This window comes from uncultured Sphingomonas sp. (genome assembly GCF_964235535.1).
GTDB lineage: Bacteria > Pseudomonadota > Alphaproteobacteria > Sphingomonadales > Sphingomonadaceae > Sphingomonas.
Map to the genome: position 1 here is coordinate 1 of NZ_CAXSBH010000004.1, position 17,536 is coordinate 17,536.

Annotated in this window: 13 protein-coding genes and 1 tRNA gene; 11 read left to right on the forward strand and 3 right to left on the reverse strand. The window is 65.8% G+C overall.

Going from position 1 to position 17,536, the window contains the following annotated elements; translation table 11 throughout:
- Nucleotides 1–215 precede the first annotated feature (215 nt).
- Nucleotides 216–803 (reverse strand): TetR/AcrR family transcriptional regulator, encoded by a 588-nt coding sequence (locus tag ACFE7F_RS02465; protein ID WP_375402256.1) that lies wholly within the window; start codon nt 801–803, stop codon nt 216–218.
- 222 nt (nt 804–1,025) lie between these two features.
- Here ACFE7F_RS02465 and ACFE7F_RS02470 point away from each other — a divergent pair, with 222 nt between their 5' ends.
- From ACFE7F_RS02470 to ACFE7F_RS02490, 5 genes are all read left to right on the forward strand, one after another.
- Nucleotides 1,026–3,497: a TonB-dependent receptor gene (locus ACFE7F_RS02470; RefSeq protein WP_375402257.1), complete on the forward strand. Its 2,472-nt coding sequence runs from the start codon at nt 1,026–1,028 to the stop codon at nt 3,495–3,497.
- A 265-nt stretch (nt 3,498–3,762) separates the two neighbouring features.
- Nucleotides 3,763–3,969, forward strand: coding sequence for a dodecin (locus ACFE7F_RS02475; protein WP_375402258.1), 207 nt, complete (start codon nt 3,763–3,765; stop codon nt 3,967–3,969).
- Nucleotides 3,970–4,005: 36 nt separating this feature from the next.
- A complete protein-coding gene (locus ACFE7F_RS02480) occupies nt 4,006–4,866 on the forward strand; it encodes a fumarylacetoacetate hydrolase family protein (RefSeq protein ID WP_375402259.1) in 861 nt (286 codons plus the stop codon).
- 12 nt (nt 4,867–4,878) lie between these two features.
- Nucleotides 4,879–5,826 carry a VOC family protein gene (locus ACFE7F_RS02485; RefSeq protein WP_375402260.1) on the forward strand — a complete coding sequence of 316 codons (948 nt, stop codon included), beginning with the start codon at nt 4,879–4,881 and terminating at the stop codon, nt 5,824–5,826.
- Nucleotides 5,827–5,868: 42 nt separating this feature from the next.
- Nucleotides 5,869–6,453 (forward strand): malonic semialdehyde reductase, encoded by a 585-nt coding sequence (locus ACFE7F_RS02490; protein ID WP_375402261.1) that lies wholly within the window; start codon nt 5,869–5,871, stop codon nt 6,451–6,453.
- A gap of 886 nt (nt 6,454–7,339) precedes the next feature.
- On the opposite strand, the gene ACFE7F_RS02495 is transcribed toward ACFE7F_RS02490, so the two are convergent.
- Nucleotides 7,340–8,514 (reverse strand): IS3 family transposase gene (locus tag ACFE7F_RS02495; protein WP_375402262.1). Its coding sequence is split into 2 segments (ribosomal slippage): nt 7,340–8,226 and nt 8,226–8,514, totalling 1,176 coding nucleotides; the frame shifts between segments, so codons are not numbered across the junction.
- Nucleotides 8,515–8,651: 137 nt separating this feature from the next.
- Nucleotides 8,652–8,738: transfer RNA gene (locus tag ACFE7F_RS02500), tRNA-Leu, on the reverse strand.
- Nucleotides 8,739–8,846: 108 nt separating this feature from the next.
- Here ACFE7F_RS02500 and ACFE7F_RS02505 point away from each other — a divergent pair.
- From ACFE7F_RS02505 to gltB, 6 genes are all read left to right on the forward strand, one after another.
- Nucleotides 8,847–9,800 (forward strand): complex I NDUFA9 subunit family protein, encoded by a 954-nt coding sequence (locus tag ACFE7F_RS02505; protein ID WP_375402335.1) that lies wholly within the window; start codon nt 8,847–8,849, stop codon nt 9,798–9,800.
- 37 nt (nt 9,801–9,837) lie between these two features.
- The gene (locus tag ACFE7F_RS02510) at nt 9,838–10,638 is read left to right on the forward strand and encodes an undecaprenyl-diphosphate phosphatase (protein ID WP_375402263.1); all 801 of its coding nucleotides are present in this window, start codon (nt 9,838–9,840) and stop codon (nt 10,636–10,638) included.
- A 153-nt stretch (nt 10,639–10,791) separates the two neighbouring features.
- Nucleotides 10,792–12,234, forward strand: a complete 1,443-nt coding sequence (locus ACFE7F_RS02515) for an NAD(P)-dependent oxidoreductase (protein WP_375402264.1) — start codon at nt 10,792–10,794, stop codon at nt 12,232–12,234.
- Complete coding sequence (locus ACFE7F_RS02520; RefSeq protein ID WP_375402265.1) at nt 12,231–12,527, forward strand: hypothetical protein; 297 nt, start codon at nt 12,231–12,233, stop codon at nt 12,525–12,527. The genes ACFE7F_RS02515 and ACFE7F_RS02520 overlap by 4 nt, the downstream gene beginning before the upstream one ends.
- Nucleotides 12,524–13,015, forward strand: coding sequence for a hypothetical protein (locus tag ACFE7F_RS02525; RefSeq protein WP_375402266.1), 492 nt, complete (start codon nt 12,524–12,526; stop codon nt 13,013–13,015). Before ACFE7F_RS02520 ends, ACFE7F_RS02525 begins: the two co-directional genes overlap by 4 nt.
- Nucleotides 13,002–17,522, forward strand: a complete 4,521-nt coding sequence (gene gltB / locus ACFE7F_RS02530; RefSeq protein ID WP_375402267.1) for a glutamate synthase large subunit — start codon at nt 13,002–13,004, stop codon at nt 17,520–17,522. The genes ACFE7F_RS02525 and gltB overlap by 14 nt, the downstream gene beginning before the upstream one ends.
- Nucleotides 17,523–17,536 lie beyond the last annotated feature (14 nt).

The window sequence follows — 17,536 nt, forward strand, 5'->3', positions numbered from 1 at the left end:
CATGGTTGTGACGGACCTGGCCGTGTTCAGCCGTCCCGACCACCAATCGCCGTTCGAGCTGATCGAACTCGCGCCGGGCGTTTCGACATCCGACATCGCCGCGAGGACAACCGCGCATTTCCAGATGAACGGACATATCGGTCTTGCCTAACAGAGTGCGCGCAAGCGCAGCCCCAGCTGATCGATCTCATGAGTTCGCCAGGTTCGGCGCCGACCTACGCTGCATAGGCGCGCATGAAAGCGGCAATCCCCTCAGCGGTCGCCTTGTCGGAGATCGTCGCCGCCCCGTACAAGGCCTCTTCCAGCACACCCGCTTCGATCAGCCCCTTGAAGTGACGGGCGACCTGCTCGGGAGGTGCTTCGCGCAACTTACCTCGTTCCACCATGTCCGCAAAGAAGTTGCTCAGCTTTGACAGCGCGCGGCCGGGACCTTGATCAAACAGGTGCGGGCCGAGCGAGGAGCCAGCGCCCTCGTGGATCGCCGTTCGAGTGATCCTGAGAACCTCATCGCTCTGGATGAAGCCGCGATAAGCTGCGGCGAATTTGCAAAGCATGGCCCCGACGTCCTTCGCCTTGGGATCGAGCAGGTCCATGATCTGATCCCCGGGACCTTCGCTCGCGGTCTTCATCGTGGTTTCGAACAAGTCCTCCTTCGACTTGAAGTAGCCGTAGAGCGTGCCCTTCGAGCCACCGAGCCGACGAGAGATCATCGCCATGCTCGATCGCTCGAAACCATGTTCGCGGAAGACCCCGAGCGCGACCTCGATGATCGCCTGGCGTCGGTCCTCGGTCCTGACTCGCAACGTATTCTCCCAATGCAGGTGGACAGGCCTGTACGGTTTTACACTGATTCCGACAACCGACGTGCAGGCTGAAACCGTACGGCGCGGTTGATCAACGGACGCCGGCACTCCCCGGATGGAAGAAGGCGCGATGTGTCATAATCGGTCTCGGACCCGCATGTACGGTTTTTGCTTGACTAGGCGCGGATCACTCCTTTAGCACACCATACAGTACGGTTAAAAATGACCTGGATCACCGGGCAGATAATCGGAGAGGAATGTATGCGCGCTGCTTTGATGATTGGAGTCGCCTGGGGTGCAATCGCGCTCGTGTCTTCGCCGAGCTATGGTCAGCAGACCACGTCGCCTGATCCTTCCACGACCAGCCCGTCGACCGAGCCGAAGGTCGACTCTGCGGCGGCCGACACGGCCCAGGAAGTGCCTGCCAGCGGCCTCGGGGACATCATCGTCACGGCGCAGCGCCGGGAGGAGAACCTGCAACGCGCTGCCGTACCCGTCGATGTCATATCGCCATCGGCCCTGCTGAGGAGTGGCATCAGCAATCCAACCGCGCTTGGCTCGCTCGTGCCATCGTTGAGCGTCACCCCGGCGGGGGGTGGTCGTCCAAACATCTTCCTGCGCGGCGTCGGCAACTTCACGGCCAATCCGCTTTTCGACTCCTCGATCGCCTTCAACTACGACAACGTCTATTTAGGACGTCCCGGTTCGACGTCTGGGTTCTTCTACGATCTCGAACGGATCGAGGTCTTGAAAGGCCCGCAGGGCACCCTCTACGGCCGCAATGCCACAGGCGGTGCCATCAACGTGATCCCGGTGCGACCGAAAGCGGGTAAACTGTCCGGCTACCTGACCGCCAGCTACGGCAACTACGACTCGGTGACGGCCGAGGGCGCGATCAACCTGCCGCTCGGGCCGAATGGCGCGTTGCGCGTCTCAGGGAGCGTCATCGACCATGACGGATACCTCTCCGACGGCACCAGCGATGAGGAGACGCACGCGTTCCGCGTCCAGCTCTTGGGCGAGCTGACGCCCGATCTCACTGTTCGCGTGAGCGGCGATTACGAGAGTCTCGGCGGCCGTGGCGTAGGTGCCTACTATGTCAGCTCGTACCGCTTCAACCCGACGGCAGGGCAATATGTCGTGACGCCAAGCGGATTGGGGCCGAATGTCGGGCTGTTCGATCCCAGGGCTCAGGCATTCCGGCGCACCCTGTTCGGTGGCCCTGCGGGCCGAAGGCTGACCGACCTCCAGGACCTCAGCTATGTCGACAACGAATATTTCGGGGTCAATGCCGAGATCGCCTATCAGACCAGGTTCGGTACGCTCACGATCATTCCCGCCTGGCGCTCCGATACACAGGACAACACTAACAACACCCAGGGATTTCTGGCGAACGTCTTCCAGAAAGACGAGCAGTTCAGCACCGAGGCACGTTTCGCGGGCGATCGCGTCGGACCAATCGACTATACGCTCGGCGCGCTGTACTTTTGGGAACGGAACAAGGCGCGCTTCGCGGTCGGCCAACAGGCTCTCGCGAACTTCCAGGACAATCTCCAGAAGACGGAGTCGAAAGCGGTCTTCGCAAGGCTGACCGCGCACCTGACTGACGCGTTCCGGCTGGTCGGTGGCGTGCGCTACACGCATGATAGCAAGGATTTCAGCGGCACCGCCGATGGCTTCACCGTGGTCTGTGCCGCTCCGGCGTGCCCGACCGCGCCTCTGCTGCCGCAAGTGTCCTTCCCCACCCAATTCGGCCTGCCGCTTCCGGCATTCGGCGCGGTCGTCCCGCTGATCGGGACCGGGGCCCTTCTTGCACGCGGTCCGTTGATCGCGGTGGACAACACGCAGACCATGGACCGGATCACCTACCGCGGCGCGATCGAGGTCAACATCGCGCTGCAATCGCTGCTGTACGCCAGTGTGGAGACCGGTTTCCGGTCCGGCGGCCAGCAGCCGGTACGTGGGTTCGAGCAATACCAGCCGGAATACATCACCGCTTGGACCGCCGGCAGCAAGAACCGCTTCTTCGACAATCGACTGCAGCTTAACGTCGAGGCATTTCTGTGGAAGTACCGGAACCAGCAGCTCGCCTCGATCGGCGTGGATAGCACCGGACGCCAGAACTTCTTCGTCCGCAATATCGGTCGGTCGACCAATTACGGAGCGGAGGCGGAAGCGAGGCTGCTCGCCACGCCCACGACCATCCTCAACGCGCAGGTCCAGTATCTGCATACCAATTACGATCGGTTCACCTACGTCGTCCCGACCGGAAACGCGCCTCCCTTCACCGGCTGCGCCGCCGCGATCTCGCCGATGGCACCGACGACGCGGATCGTCGACTGCTCCGGCCGACCGGCGTTCAATTCGCCCAAATGGACGGTCAATCTCGGGGTCGACCAGACGTTCGAGATCGGCGACTACAAGCTGGTCGCCTCGGCGAACACGCAATACCGATCGAGCCGTTATGTCGGGTTCGACTTCGTGGCCGATCAGCTGGTCGGCTCGACCTGGCAGAGCGACGCGCAGGTGACGTTCGCGCCCGCGGACGACCGCTGGTCGGTGGCCGGCTTCGTGCGCAATATCGAGAATGACCGCTTTCTCCTCAACGCCAACACGCTCGCGATCGGCAGCGCCGTGGTGGCCCTTCCCAACGTTCCGCGCACCTATGGCGTGCGCGGATCCGTGAAGTTCTGAAGGCGGTGACCGCTTCCCCGCTCCCGCTTGACCTCTGCCGTCGGAGCGTCATCCCGACGTTCGGCGACGAGAGCGCGCCGATGATCCGGCAGGCTGCGGCAGAGGTGAACGGTCGACCGGCCTCATGGGGCGCCATTCCCTTCTCGGGCGATCGGACCCAGACGCGGTATCGGCGCGTAGGGAGGAGGCGAGGCCGTGCCGCCGCAGGCCGGCAACGCAACCGTGGGTCGCATGGGTTTCCAGCAGCATGACAGGAGAGAAAACCATGCCCGGGCACACGTACAAAGTGGTAGAGATCGTCGGCTCGTCCGAGATTTCGATCGAAGACGCCATCCAGGGCGCGGTCGGCAAGGCCGCCGAGACGGTGCGCAATCTTGATTGGTTCGAGGTGGTCGAGACCCGAGGACATATCGTCGACGGGAAAGTGCAACATTTCCAGGTGACACTGAAGGTTGGGTTCACGCTCGAATAGCAGGCTCTCACCCATCAGCAGCTAGGTCGAATTGTCATGAAACTTCTCCGCTACGATATCGACGGAATCGCCCGGATCGGTGCGCTAAAGGGTACGGGCGTGATCGACCTGATCGCCGCCGGAAGCCGCTGGACCACGATCCAAGCTATCGCCGGGGCCGGGCCGCAGGCCTTGGCCGAGCTGCGCGAGCGGGTCGAACGGGCGGAGCCGGCCCATGAACTCGCCGAGTTGAGGCTGCTCGCTCCGATCGAACGGCCCGGCAAATACCTCGCGATCGGAATGAACTACGCCAAGCATCTGGAGGAGGCCGACAGGCTGGGCGTTGCGCGCGCCAAGCACCAGACCTGGTTCAACAAGCAGACGACCTGCATCGCCGGCCCGTATGACGACATCGATCCCGGCGTGACCGAGAAGCTGGATTATGAGGTCGAGCTGGGGGCGGTCATCGGCGAGCCCGCCAAGCGGGTCGTGGAAGCCGAAGCCAAGAACCACATCTTCGGCTATTTCGTCGCCAACGACGTCTCCGCCCGCGACTGGCAGTTCCACACGCCCACATTCACGATGGGCAAATCCTTCGACACGCACGGGCCGATCGGTCCCTGGATCGTCACGGCCGACGAGGTCGGCGACCCGCACGATCTAAGCTTGCGGGCCTGGGTCAACGGCGAGCTTCGGCAACAGAACAACACGGGCAACATGATCCATAGTCTGTGGGCGCAGATCGCCTATCTATCCCAGGCGTTCACGCTCGAGACCGGCGACCTGATCGCGACCGGTACGCCGGAGGGCGTCGGGGTCGGTATGGAACCACAAACTTTCCTTCAGCCGGGCGACTTGGTCCGGTGTGAAATCGACGGCATCGGCGCGATCGAAAACCGCGTCGCCGCCGCTAGCTAGGAGTACAGACTGATGGCCGTTCTGAGCGCGATGTCCCTTACGCTGGAGGTTCCCGACCTCGATGTGGGCATCAAATTCTACACTGATGCGGGCTTGGTCGCGACCGTGGAAGGAGACGTGGCCCATTTGCGCTGTGACGGGCAGGACCGCGATTCGGTGCTGCTCTTAGGCGGCTTCCCGCAAAAGCGGCTGCACCATATATCGTTGCGTGCGGACGATCTCGACGGGATCGCGGCGGCGGTGCCTTCGGCGGGCGGGACCTTGGTCGCGGCGCCGGAGGGCTTTGAGGACAACGGGCTGTGGGTCGAGGACCCGAACGGGATGCTGATCCACCTGAGCGAGCATCCGAGCGACCCCGAACTCACCGCGGCCGAGACGCCGTTCGCGATCAACGCGCCGGGACATGTCGTGCGCTCCCGCCGCTCGGCGATGCTGCCGCAGCGTCAATATCCGCCGGCAAAGCCGCTCCGGCTCGGCCACATCCTGGTCTTCAGCCCGGACGTGATGGGGAGCGTCGAGTTCTTCACCACGGCATTGGGGATGGGGCTGGCCGACCACGCCCAGGACGTGATCGCCTTTACCTGCGCCACGAAGAACAGCGATCACCATGTCGTCGCCTTCGCCAAGTCGCCGGGCGTCGGCTTTCACCATGTGAGCTTCCAGGTCCACGACCCCGACGAGGTCGGTCGCGGCGGCCGTGCGCTGCTCGCCAAGTCGCAGCGCGGCGACTGGGGTTTCGGCCGGCACACCATCGGGTCAAACTTCTTCCACTACATCCAGGATCCCTGGGGCTCCTGGTTCGAGTACTTCTCCGACATGGACCATATCGACGATCATTCGCTCTGGACGCCAACGAACTATGGCATGGAAGACAGCCTGGCTTCGTGGGGTCCCGAAGTTCCGAAAGACTTCGTCCATAATTACGAAGTGGATCGCGAAGGCTCGTTCGCGCGCGCCTGAACGAACCATTCTGACATTGATCGAGACTGACGGGGGATGAAGATGCTGGACGAGGCCACGCTGGCGGCGCTGTTCACCGATGCGCGTTCGCAGAACGGGTGGCTTCCCGATCCGGTGAGCGACGAGGAACTGCGCGCCGCTTACGATATCGCGAAATGGGGGCCCACTTCCATGAACACGCAGCCGATGCGGCTCGTGTTCCTTCGCTCGGAGGAGGGGAGGGAGCGGCTGAAACCGGCACTGTCGCCGACCAACATCGACAAGGTCATGACCGCGCCGGTGGTGGCGATCATCGCCTTCGACGCGGAGTTCTACACACTGCTGCCCCGGGTGTTCCCGCATAATCCCAACGCAGCGTCCTATTTCACCGGCAACCCCGCCATCATCCAGCCGACCGCGTTCCGCAACGGCTCGATGCAGGCGGCCTATTACATGCTGGCGTTGCGAGCGGTAGGCCTCGATGTCGGCCCCATGTCGGGGCTCCATCCAGGCAAGGTCGATGCCGAGTTCTTCGCCAACTCGAGCTGGCGGACGAATCTGGTTTGCGGCATCGGCCACGGGGATCCAAATAAGGTCTTCGGTCGCTCGCCTCGGCTGGATTTTGGCGAGGTGGCGCAGATCATCTGAGAAGAAAGGCGAACGGGTGCCGATTGCGGTTAAGCCGGCAGGGCGGAAGCCCCGTAGTCGCACTGGTTCTTTCAACAGACTTGGTCCGGGTAGATGAACGACGCGGGACAACCCACTTGGACGCACGCGCTCCCGCATCCGCTGGACGATCGGGTACGCCCGCTCTGGGCCGACAGTGGAACATGGCGTGGATTTCTAGTCGCTGTGAAAGCTGGCCGGATCCGCACGCAGTTGCGGGCCATCCGCTCCGGCGTCGATCTGCTCGATGGGAGTGATCCGGTCCAAGCCGACGTTGCGAGGTCCTTTGTAACGGTGCCGGTCGTGTCGCGGTCAGCGGCGAGACGGCTACCGCCATTGAGAGGCCGGTAAAGGACCGCGCCTCCGGGGACCGTTGCGCAGGGGAGATCGCAAAGTGCTCGCGATCGGCAGAGCGCCGCCGTGCACGAGCCGCTCGCCAACCCACACCCCGATGCATGACGACTGCAGTCCCGCTATGACGATATGGAATTGCCGAGCCCCTTTCGGAATTGTTCGCCGAGATCGCGGCCCCCACGGGGTGTTTGAAACCGCCATGCGCTCCGCACCCCGGCGGCCGACGACATATCGCTTCCGACGGCACGCCCGGAACAACGGGCGTTATGGGGGTTCTGGCAATCGCTCAGCATCAGAGCGGATTGCAGTCTGACCATGCGGCGTCACGCGCCTTTCGCACAGACTCGCATGGCGCGTTTTGAAGGCGTACGATGCCGTTTGTGAACACACGAGTAAATTGTTGGTGCAGGACAGGTAAGGTGAGCAAGCAGGCGCGTCGACGGTCCGGTGGCCGGCCGCCCGATCCGACAAAGGATGCAGCGATTGATGTTCCCCCGATTTCGTGGACACGGGTTTAGGCCATGTGTCGTTTGGCCTGTTCCGGGGTCCTGTAGCCAAGGGCGGAATGGATCCTCCGGCGATTATAGTAGCCCTCGATATACGCGAACAGATCGCGTCTGGCATCCTCGCGCGTCGCCCATCGTCGCTGGTGGACGAGCTCGACCTTGAGCGTGTGGAAGAAGCTTTCCATGGGCGCATTGTCGTAGCAGCAAGCGGTCCGGCTCATCGACGGTTTGGCCTTCATCGCAATGAGTTGCTTGCCGTACGCCTCCGAGGCGTATTGGCTGCCGCGGTCGGAATGACAGATGAGGCCTTCGGCCGGTCGTTGCCGCTGCGCGGCCATCATCAAGGCGGCCAGCGGCAGCTCGGTACGCATGTGGTCGCGCATCGACCAGCCGACGATCCTGCGGGTCGCCAGGTCGAGCACGGCCGCAAGATACAGCCATCCTTCGCGGGTCGCGATGTAGGTGATGTCGGCCAACCAGACGCGGTTGGGTGCCGAGGCAACGAACTCCTGGTTCAGCAGGTTGGGCGCGATCGGCAGATGGTGGCGGCTGTCGGTGGTGCACGGCCTGAACCGGCGACCAGCTAATGCGCGGATGCCGTGGCACCGCATCAGGCGCGCGACGCGGCCACGACTGGCCGTCCTGCCTTCCGCGCGAAGCGCGGCATGCATCCTGGGGCTGCCGTAACGGCCATGATGCTCGGCATGGAGGCGACGTACATCGGCAAGCAGCGTCCAATTCGCCGCCGCGCGGGCGCTCTCCGGGCGATTACGCCAAGCATAATAGCCGCTGGCCGACACCTCGAGGACCCGGCACATTAGCCGGACCGGCCACCGGCCGGCATGATCGCGGATGAGTCGGAAGCTCATCTCGGCACCTCCGCGACAATGCCGATCGCTTTTTTTAGCATGTCGCGCTCCATGCGCGTACGGTCCAGCTCGCGCTTCAACCGCGTGATCTCCGACGCCTGGTCCGCCGGCGACGGCAGCGGCGACAACCCCGGTGACGACGCCGCCCGCGAACGCGCGCTCCCGCCGCGAACCACCGATCGCCAGTTCCGCAACATCGATGGCGAGATACCCACCTCGGTCGCCACCTGCATCAGCGGTCGACCGCTGCTCTCCAGCAGGGCAACCGTCTCCCGTTTAAACTCGGGAGAAAACTCCCTCCTCGTCTTCGGCATTGCACACCTCCATGCCCTCACGGGCTTAGCAAAGGTGTCCACGAGAACGGGGGAACATCAGTGGGAACTGGTGTGGGTTCTACGGGCGCACTGCCGCCTAACACAATAATGCAATCAACAACTTAATCGTTGGTTGCTGGTGCCCGGAAGAGGACTCGAACCTCCACGACCTTGCGATCGCCAGCACCTGAAGCTGGTGCGTCTACCAATTCCGCCATCCGGGCACGGGGTAGGGGGCGGGCCTTACGGGCGGCCGCTTGGCCTTGTCAACCGGGCCGCCGCTGGGGCAAGGCGCGCGGGAAGAACCCGCTTATGAGGATGCGCCGGGCGTGATCAGGGGCAAGTTGGTGACGCTAATCGGCGGCGGGGGCTTCCTCGGCCGCTATGTCGCGGGCGCGTTCCTGCGCGAAGGCGCTCGGCTGCGCATCGCCCAGCGCGATCCGCGTCACGCGCACGGGCTGAAATCGCTCGGTCAGCTGGGCGGGGTCCATGCGGTCGCGGCCGATATCGGGCGACCCGACACGGTCGCGCGCGCGGTCGCAGGCAGCGATGCGGTGGTCAATCTGGTCGGGCTGCTCGCGGGTGACTTCCGGCGCGCGCACGTCGACGGTGCGCGCAACGTCGCCCAGGCGGCGGCGTCGGCCGGCGTCGGCGCGCTCGTCCAGATCTCCGCGATCGGCGCGGACCCGGCCTCCCCGGCCGAGTACGGCCGTACCAAGGGCGAGGGCGAGGCCGCGGTGCTCGCCGCCTTCCCGCATGCCACGATCCTGCGCCCGTCGGTCGTGTTCGGGCGTGAGGACCAGTTCCTCAACCGCTTCGCCGGGCTGATCGCCAAGCTGCCCGTGGTGCCGATCGTCAGCCCGGCCACACGCTTCCAACCGGTGTTCGTGGGCGACGTCGCCGACGCCGTGGTCGCCGCCGTCGCCGATCCGGGCAGATACGGCGGCCGCACCTACGAGCTTGGCGGCCCCGACATCCTCTCGATGGCCGACCTCAACCGCTTCATCGCGCGCGAGACGGGGCGCACGCCGCATTTCGTCGAGCTGCCCGACAGCGTCGGCGCGCTCATCGCCAAGGCGGGGTTCCTACCCGGCGCGCCGATCACCTGGGACCAGTGGCTGATGCTTCGGCGCGACAACGTCGTCGGCGCGGACGCGCTCGGGCTGAATGCGTTCGGGATTACGCCGACGCCGATGGGGGCGATCGCGCCCGCCTACCTCGTTCAGTACCGCCGCGCCGGACGCTTCGGCCGTCGCGCCGCGCTCCGGGTCCGGGCGGACGCCTGAACCGCCCGATCCTCTCGCGCTCCGGGGAGCCGCCTACTTGTCCGACCTGATCGTCGCCATCCTGCTCGGCATCGTCGAGGGGATCACCGAATTCCTGCCCGTATCGTCCACCGGCCATCTCGTGCTCGCGACCGAGCTGATGGGCTACGATGCCGCACGCTGGGCGGTGTTCAACATCGCGATCCAGCCCGGCGCGATCCTGGCGATCGTCGTGCTTTACCGGCGCACCTTCGTGGCGGTCGGACGCGGGCTGTTGCGCCGGGAGGCGGGGGCGATCGCGTTCGTGCGCAATCTGTTGATCGCGTTCCTGCCAGCGGTGGCGCTCGGCCTCGCCTTCAACGACCAGATCGAGGCGCTGCTCGAGAATGCGGTGGTGATCGCCTGGGCGCTTATCATCGGCGGCGTCGCGATCCTGGTGGTGGAGAGACTGGCGAAGACCGACAACGTGCTCGGCATCGCGGGCGTGTCGACGGCGCAGTCGATCAAGATCGGCCTCGTCCAATGCCTGGCGATGGTACCCGGCGTCAGTCGATCGGGTGCTACGATCATGGGCGCGATGGCGCTGGGCGTCGACCGGCGGACCGCCGCCGACTTCTCATTTTTTCTAGCCATGCCGACGCTGACCGGCGCGACCGCACTGCAGCTGTTCAAGCACCGGGACGAGATTACGGCGGACGGCCTGCAGCTGATCGGGGTCGGGTTCGTCGCGTCGTTCGTGGTCGCGATGGCGGTGGTGAAAGCGTTCATGGCCGTCGTCACGCGCCACGGCTTTGCGCCTTTCGCCTGGTACCGGATTGCTGCCGGTACGGTGACCTTGATCGTGCTTGGAGGAAGATAGAGCCGGATCGGGACAAGATTGTGCCGCGTGTTAGCTCAGAGGCAATCTGTTAGCTTCGCCGGATTGACACAGGACAGGTAAACTGTCCCAAATCTTGTTTTAGTCGTGACAAACTGGCGTTGACGCGATATGCGCGATAGCCAGGAGGACGCGATGTCGGCCGAAACCATGTTGCAGTTCGTAGCCCGCGATCAGGCCTACCCGGATAAGCGCGCCGCGGGCGACCGCGCCGACGACTTCCGTGAGATCGCCGATCGCTACGCGAACGGTAGCGCCGAGGACCAGGCCGGCCGCTGTTCGCAATGCGGCGTACCCTATTGCACCGTCCATTGCCCGCTGCACAACCACATCCCCGACTGGCTTCGCCTCACCGCCGAGGGCCGGCTACGCGAGGCCTACGAGCTGTCGAACGCGACCTCGACCATGCCCGAGATCTGCGGCCGCATCTGCCCGCAGGACCGCTTGTGCGAGGGTAATTGCGTGATCGAGTTCACCGGCCATGGCGCGGTGACGATCGGATCGGTCGAACGCTTCATCACCGACAAAGCGTGGGACGAGGGTTGGGTCGAACCCGTCGCGATCGGTCGCCCTCGCGGCCAGTCGGTCGCGGTGATCGGCGCCGGGCCGGCCGGGCTGAGCGCGGCCGAATATCTGCGCGTTGGCGGCTACGACGTCCATGTCTACGACCGCCACGACCGCGCGGGCGGGCTGCTCACCTACGGCATCCCCGGCTTCAAGCTGGAGAAGCCCGTGGTGATGCGCCGCGTCGATCGGCTGAAGGCGGCGGGGATCGTGTTCCATCACGGCTTCTCGGTCGGCGTCGACGGCACCCTCGACGAGCTTCGGGCCCGGCACGACGCCGTTCTGATCGCGACGGGCGTTTACAAACCCCGCGCCGTCGACCTGCCCGGCGCAGGTCTGGACGGCGTGGTCGAGTCGCTCGACTTCCTCACCGCCTCCAACCGCATGGGGTTCGGTGACGCGGTTCCCACCTTCGAGAACGGCGCGCTGAACGCCCATGGTCGCCACGTCGTCGTGATCGGCGGCGGCGACACCGCGATGGACTGCGTCCGCACCGCCGTCCGCCAGGGCGCGGCTTCGGTCCGCTGCCTCTACCGTCGCGACCGCGCCAACATGCCGGGCAGCCGCCGCGAGGTCGCCAACGCGGAGGAGGAGGGCGTCGAGTTCGTCTGGCTCGCGGCCCCTACCGCCTTCGTCGGCGAGGGCCGCGTCACCGGCGTCCAGGTCGGCCGCATGCGGCTCGGCCCCGCCGACGCGACCGGCCGCCGCGCGCCCGAACCCGAACCCCAAGCCGCCGAGACGATCCGCGCCGACCTCGTTGTCAAGGCGCTCGGCTTCGATGCGGAGGACCTGCCCACTCTATGGAGCGCGCCCCAACTCGGCGTCACGCGCTGGGGCACCGTGCTCGTCGATGCCAAGACGATGATGACCGGCCTCGACGGCGTCTTCGCCGCGGGCGACATCGTCCGCGGCGCCAGCCTGGTCGTCTGGGCCATCCGCGACGGCCGCGACGTGGCGGCGAGCATGCACCGGTGGCTGAAGACTCGGGCTGTGAACGATAGGGTAGCGGCGTGAGGCTTGAAGTTAGCGAGGTGAGAGCAATCAAGGCGGCGGCGCTGTATGCCTTTGGGCCGGATGCCATCGTGCGGCTATTTGGAAGCCGGGTCGATGACGATCGGCGCGGCGGAGATATCGATCTGCATGTCGAGGTGCCGCCGGAAGTCGACGCGTGGGACGCACGCTCGCGTTTTGAAGCCAATCTGTTCGCTCGTATCGAGGAACAGCGCGTGGACGTCATCATCCGCAAGCGCGACGAGCCCGAGCGAGGCATAGACCTGATCGCTTATAGGGATGGTATTCTCCTATGACCCGAGAAGGTGAGATCGTCGTTCTGCAAGAGCATCTCGCCACGTGCGAACGGCTCGCGGCGACGCTGATGAAGGTACGAGGGCGGATTGGGAATCTTATCCCGATGTCCGCCGACCGGCTGCGCGCTCTGGATGACGACGCGCATGTGGACGTGCTCGCGTTCCTGAAAACCTACGAACAGTTCGAGGATACGCTGGGCCGGACGTTGAAGACGATCGCCATGCTGATGCAGTTCGGCAAGACCGAGCGGATGCAGCCCAGGGATGTCGCGTATCGCGCGGTCGCATTGGGAATTATTGAAGACGGAAAGGCGTGGGCCGACGCGGTGCGCGTCCGGAACGAGCTTGCGCACGAATACCCGCTAAACCCCGGCAAGCAAGCGGAGCAGATCGCCAAGGCTTGGGAGAAGAGCGCGACGCTGTTCGACACCGCACGCGTCATTCGTGATTTCGTCGAACGTGAAAGGCTGTTGCATGGCGACCTCTGACCTTCGCGACCAACGCGCCCGCCTCGCCCGCGACGGCATGTACCGCCCCGACCTCGAATCAGACGCATGCGGCGTCGGCCTCGTCGCCTCCACCAACGGCGAGCCTTCGCGCCGCGTCGTCCAGTCGGCCATCGATGCGCTCAAAGCCGTATGGCACCGCGGCGCGGTCGATGCTGACGGGAAGACGGGGGATGGCGCCGGGGTCCATCTCGACCTGCCGGTCGCCTTCTTCGACGATGCGGTCGCGGCGTCGGGGCACAAGCTGCTACCCAACCGGCTCGCGGTCGGGCAGGTATTCCTGCCGCGCACCGACCTGGGCGCGCAGGAGACGTGCCGCACCCTCGTCGAGAGCGCGATCATCGACGCGGGCTACACCATCTACGGCTGGCGGCAGGTGCCCGTCGACGTGTCGGTGATCGGCGCGAAGGCGCAGGCGACCCGCCCCCAGATCGAGCAACTGCTGATCGCCGGGCCCCTTCCGGAGACCCAGGACGCGGCCGAGTTCGAAAAGACGCTCTATCTCGTCCGCCGTCGCATCGAGCGCGCGGTAATCGCCGCGCAGATCCAGGGCTTCTACATCTGCTCGCTGTCCTGCCGCTCGATCGTCTATAAGGGCCTGTTTCTCGCCGAGAGCCTGTCCGATTTCTACCCGGACCTGAAGGACCACCGCTTCGCCAGCCGCGTCGCGATCTTCCACCAGCGTTATTCGACCAACACCTTCCCGCAATGGTGGCTGGCGCAACCCTTCCGCTGCCTGGCGCATAACGGCGAGATCAACACGATCCGCGGCAACAAGAACTGGATGCTCTCCCACGAGATCCGCATGGCGAGCATCGCGTTCGGCGAACATTGCGAGGACATCAAGCCCGTGATCCCCGCGGGCGCCAGCGACACCGCCGCGCTCGACGCGGTGTTCGAGGCGATCTGTCGGTCGGGCCGCGACGCGCCCACCGCCAAGCTGATGCTTGTGCCCGAGGCGCTGGACGAGGGCGGCGACACACCCCCGGCGCACGCGTCGATGTACCGCTACCTCGCCTCCGTCATGGAGCCGTGGGACGGCCCCGCCGCGCTCGCCATGACCGACGGTCGCTGGGCGGTCGCGGGGATGGACCGCAATGCGCTCCGCCCGCTCCGCTACACCCGCACCAACGACGGCCTGCTGATCGTCGGGTCGGAAAGCGGCATGGTCCCCGTCCCCGAATCCACCGTCGTCGCCAAGGGACGGCTCGGCCCCGGCCAGATGATCGCGGTCGATCTCGACACGGGCCAGGTGTTCGAGGACCGCGCGATCAAGGACCGCATCGCCGCCGAGGCCGATTACGCCGGCTGGATCGACGAGTTTCTGACGCTCCCCGATCTCCCCGCCGACGACACGATCGTCCGCTACCCCCGCGCCGAGCTCGCCCGCCGCCAGGTCGCCGCCGGCCAGACGCTCGAGGATCTGGAGCTGATCCTCGCCCCCATGGTCGAGGGAGCCAAGGAGGCGATCGGGTCGATGGGCGACGACACCCCGCTCGCGGTCATCTCCGACAAGCCGCGCCTGATCAGCCAATTCTTCCGCCAGAATTTTAGCCAGGTGACGAACCCGCCGATCGACCCCTTGCGCGAACGCTATGCGATGACGCTCAAGACGCGGTTCGGAAACCTCGCCAACATCCTCGACACCGCCGACCGGCGGGGCAGGGTGCTCGTGCTCGACAGCCCCGTGCTGACGGGGGCCGACTGGAACCGCCTCCACCGGCATTTCGGCCGCACCGCCGCCGTCATCGACTGCACGTTTCCGGCCGGCGGCGGTCCCGAACGCCTGCGCGCCGCCATCGCCCGCATCCGCGCCGAGGCCGAGCAGGCGGTGCGTGAAGGCCGCTCCGAACTGTTCCTGACCGACGAGAGCGTGTCGGAGGACCGCGTCGCGATCGCGGGCGTCCTCGCCGCCGCCGCCGTTCACACGCATCTCGTCCGCCGGGGCCTGCGCTCCTACGCCTCCGTCAACATCCGCACCGCCGAATGCCTCGACACGCATTATTACGCCGTCCTGATCGGCGTCGGCGCGACCACGGTGAACGCCTACCTCACCGAAGCCGCCATCGCCGACCGCCACCAGCGCGGGCTGTTCGGCGACCTGACCCTCGATCAGTGCCTGGCCCGCCACCGCACCGCGATCGAGGAGGGCCTGCTCAAGATCATGTCCAAGATGGGCATCGCCGTGATCTCGTCCTACCGCGGCGGGTATAATTTCGAGGCGGTCGGCCTATCGCGCAGCCTCGTCAACGACCTGTTCCCCGGCATGCCCGCCAAGATCAGCGGCGAGGGCTACGCCTCGCTCCACCTCAACGCCGCCGACCGGCACGAGGCCGCGTTCGACGGCGCGGTGGCGACGCTTCCGATCGGCGGCTTCTACCGCCAGCGCCACGGCGAGGAGACTCACGCCTATTCCGCGCAGCTGATGCACCTGCTCCAGACGGCGGTCGCGACCGACAGCTACCAGAATTATCTGCAATTCTCGCGCGGCGTCGCCGACCTGCCGCCGGTGTATCTCCGCGACCTCCTCCAGTTCAACTTCCCCGATGAAAGCGTCGCGGTCGACCAGGTCGAGGCCATCACCGAGATCAGGAAGCGCTTTGTCACGCCGGGCATGTCGCTCGGCGCGCTCTCCCCCGAAGCGCACGAGACGCTCGCCATCGCCATGAACCGCATCGGCGCGAAGGCCGTGTCGGGCGAGGGCGGCGAGGACCCGCTGCGGTTCGCTCCGCGCGAGAACGGCGACAACGCCAACTCCGTCATTAAGCAGATCGCGAGCGGCCGCTTCGGCGTGACGGCCGAGTACCTCAACGCCTGCGAGGAGATCGAGATCAAGGTCGCGCAAGGCGCCAAGCCCGGCGAGGGCGGCCAGCTTCCCGGCTTCAAGGTGACCGAGTACATCGCCAAGCTCCGCCACGCGACGCCCGGCGTGACGCTCATCTCGCCCCCGCCGCATCACGACATCTATTCGATCGAGGACCTGGCGCAGCTCATCTACGACCTGAAACAGATCAACCCGCGCGCCCGCGTGTGCGTCAAGCTCGTGTCATCCGCAGGGATCGGCACCGTCGCGGCGGGCGTCGCCAAGGCGCACGCCGACGTCATCCTCGTCTCCGGCCATGTCGGCGGCACCGCCGCGTCCCCGCAATCCTCGATCAAATACGCCGGCACCCCCTGGGAGATGGGCCTGTCGGAGGTGAACCAGGTCCTGACTCTAAACGGCCTTCGCGGCCGCATCCGCCTGCGCGCGGACGGCGGGCTCAAGACCGGGCGCGATGTGGTCGTCGCCGCGATCCTGGGCGCGGAGGAGTTCGGCATCGGCACGCTCAGCCTCGTCGCCATGGGCTGCATCATGGTCCGCCAGTGCCATTCAAACACCTGCCCCGTCGGCGTCTGCACCCAGGATCCTCGCCTCCGCGCCAAGTTCACGGGCTCCCCCGAGAAGGTCATCAACCTGATGACCTTCATCGCCGAGGAGGTCCGCGACATCCTCGCGCGCCTCGGCGTCCGTTCCCTGGACGAGGTGATCGGCCGTACCGAGTTCCTCCGTCAGGTCAGCCGCGGGGCCGAGCATCTCGACGACCTCGACCTGAACCCCATCCTCGCCAAGGTCGACGCCACCGACGCCGAGCGCCGCTTTTCGCTGTCGACCTTCCGCAACGCGGTCCCGGACAGCCTCGACGCACAGATCATCCGCGATGCGGCCAACGTCTTCTCGCGCGGCGAGAAGATGCAGCTCGCCTACTCCGTCCGCAACGTACACCGCGCCGTCGGCACCCGCCTGTCGAGCGAGATCCTGCGCATGCCCGGCCGCGACCGCCTGACCGACGGCCACGTCACGGTCCGTCTGCGGGGCAGCGCGGGCCAGTCTCTCGGCGCATTCCTGGTGCGCGGCGTCCGGCTGGAGGTGTTCGGCGACGCCAACGACTATGTCGGCAAGGGCCTGTCCGGCGGCACGATCGTCGTGCGGCCCGCCGTGTCGAGCCCGCTCAGCAGCCAGGACAACACGATCATCGGCAACACCGTCCTCTACGGCGCGACCAGCGGCCGCCTGTTCGCGGCGGGCCAGGCGGGCGAACGCTTTGCCGTCCGCAATTCGGGCGCGACCGTCGTGGTCGAGGGCTGCGGCGCGAACGGCTGCGAATACATGACCGGCGGCGTCGCGGTGATCCTGGGCGCGGTCGGCCGCAATTTCGGCGCGGGCATGACCGGCGGCATGGCGTTCGTGTACGACGGAGACGCCACCTTCGAGCGGCGGGCGAACGGCGACAGCATCGTCTGGGATCGGTTGAGGTCAGCGCATTGGGAGGGCGTGCTCCGCGACCTGATCGGGCAGCACGTCCAAGCCACCGACAGCAAGTGGGCGAGAGGCCTCCTCGACGATTGGCCTCGCGCGGCTGGGCGGTTTTGGCAGGTGGTGCCGAGGGAAATGCTGACGCGGTTGTCGCAGCCGCTCGACGACACCCCGGAGTTGGTCGCGGCGGAGTAGGGGTGAATTAGCTA

Bases quoted from the DNA above. Each gene is read 5' to 3' on its own strand.
- ACFE7F_RS02515 (WP_375402264.1), top strand. From the start codon at position 10,792: ATGTCGGCCGAAACCATGTTGCAGTTCGTAGCCCGCGATCAGGCCTAC.
- ACFE7F_RS02485 (WP_375402260.1), top strand. From the start codon at position 4,879: ATGGCCGTTCTGAGCGCGATGTCCCTTACGCTGGAGGTTCCCGACCTC.
- ACFE7F_RS02480 (WP_375402259.1), top strand. From the start codon at position 4,006: ATGAAACTTCTCCGCTACGATATCGACGGAATCGCCCGGATCGGTGCG.
- gltB (WP_375402267.1), top strand. From the start codon at position 13,002: ATGGCGACCTCTGACCTTCGCGACCAACGCGCCCGCCTCGCCCGCGAC.
- ACFE7F_RS02470 (WP_375402257.1), top strand. From the start codon at position 1,026: ATGACCTGGATCACCGGGCAGATAATCGGAGAGGAATGTATGCGCGCT.
- ACFE7F_RS02490 (WP_375402261.1), top strand. From the start codon at position 5,869: ATGCTGGACGAGGCCACGCTGGCGGCGCTGTTCACCGATGCGCGTTCG.
- ACFE7F_RS02525 (WP_375402266.1), top strand. From the start codon at position 12,524: ATGACCCGAGAAGGTGAGATCGTCGTTCTGCAAGAGCATCTCGCCACG.
- ACFE7F_RS02475 (WP_375402258.1), top strand. From the start codon at position 3,763: ATGCCCGGGCACACGTACAAAGTGGTAGAGATCGTCGGCTCGTCCGAG.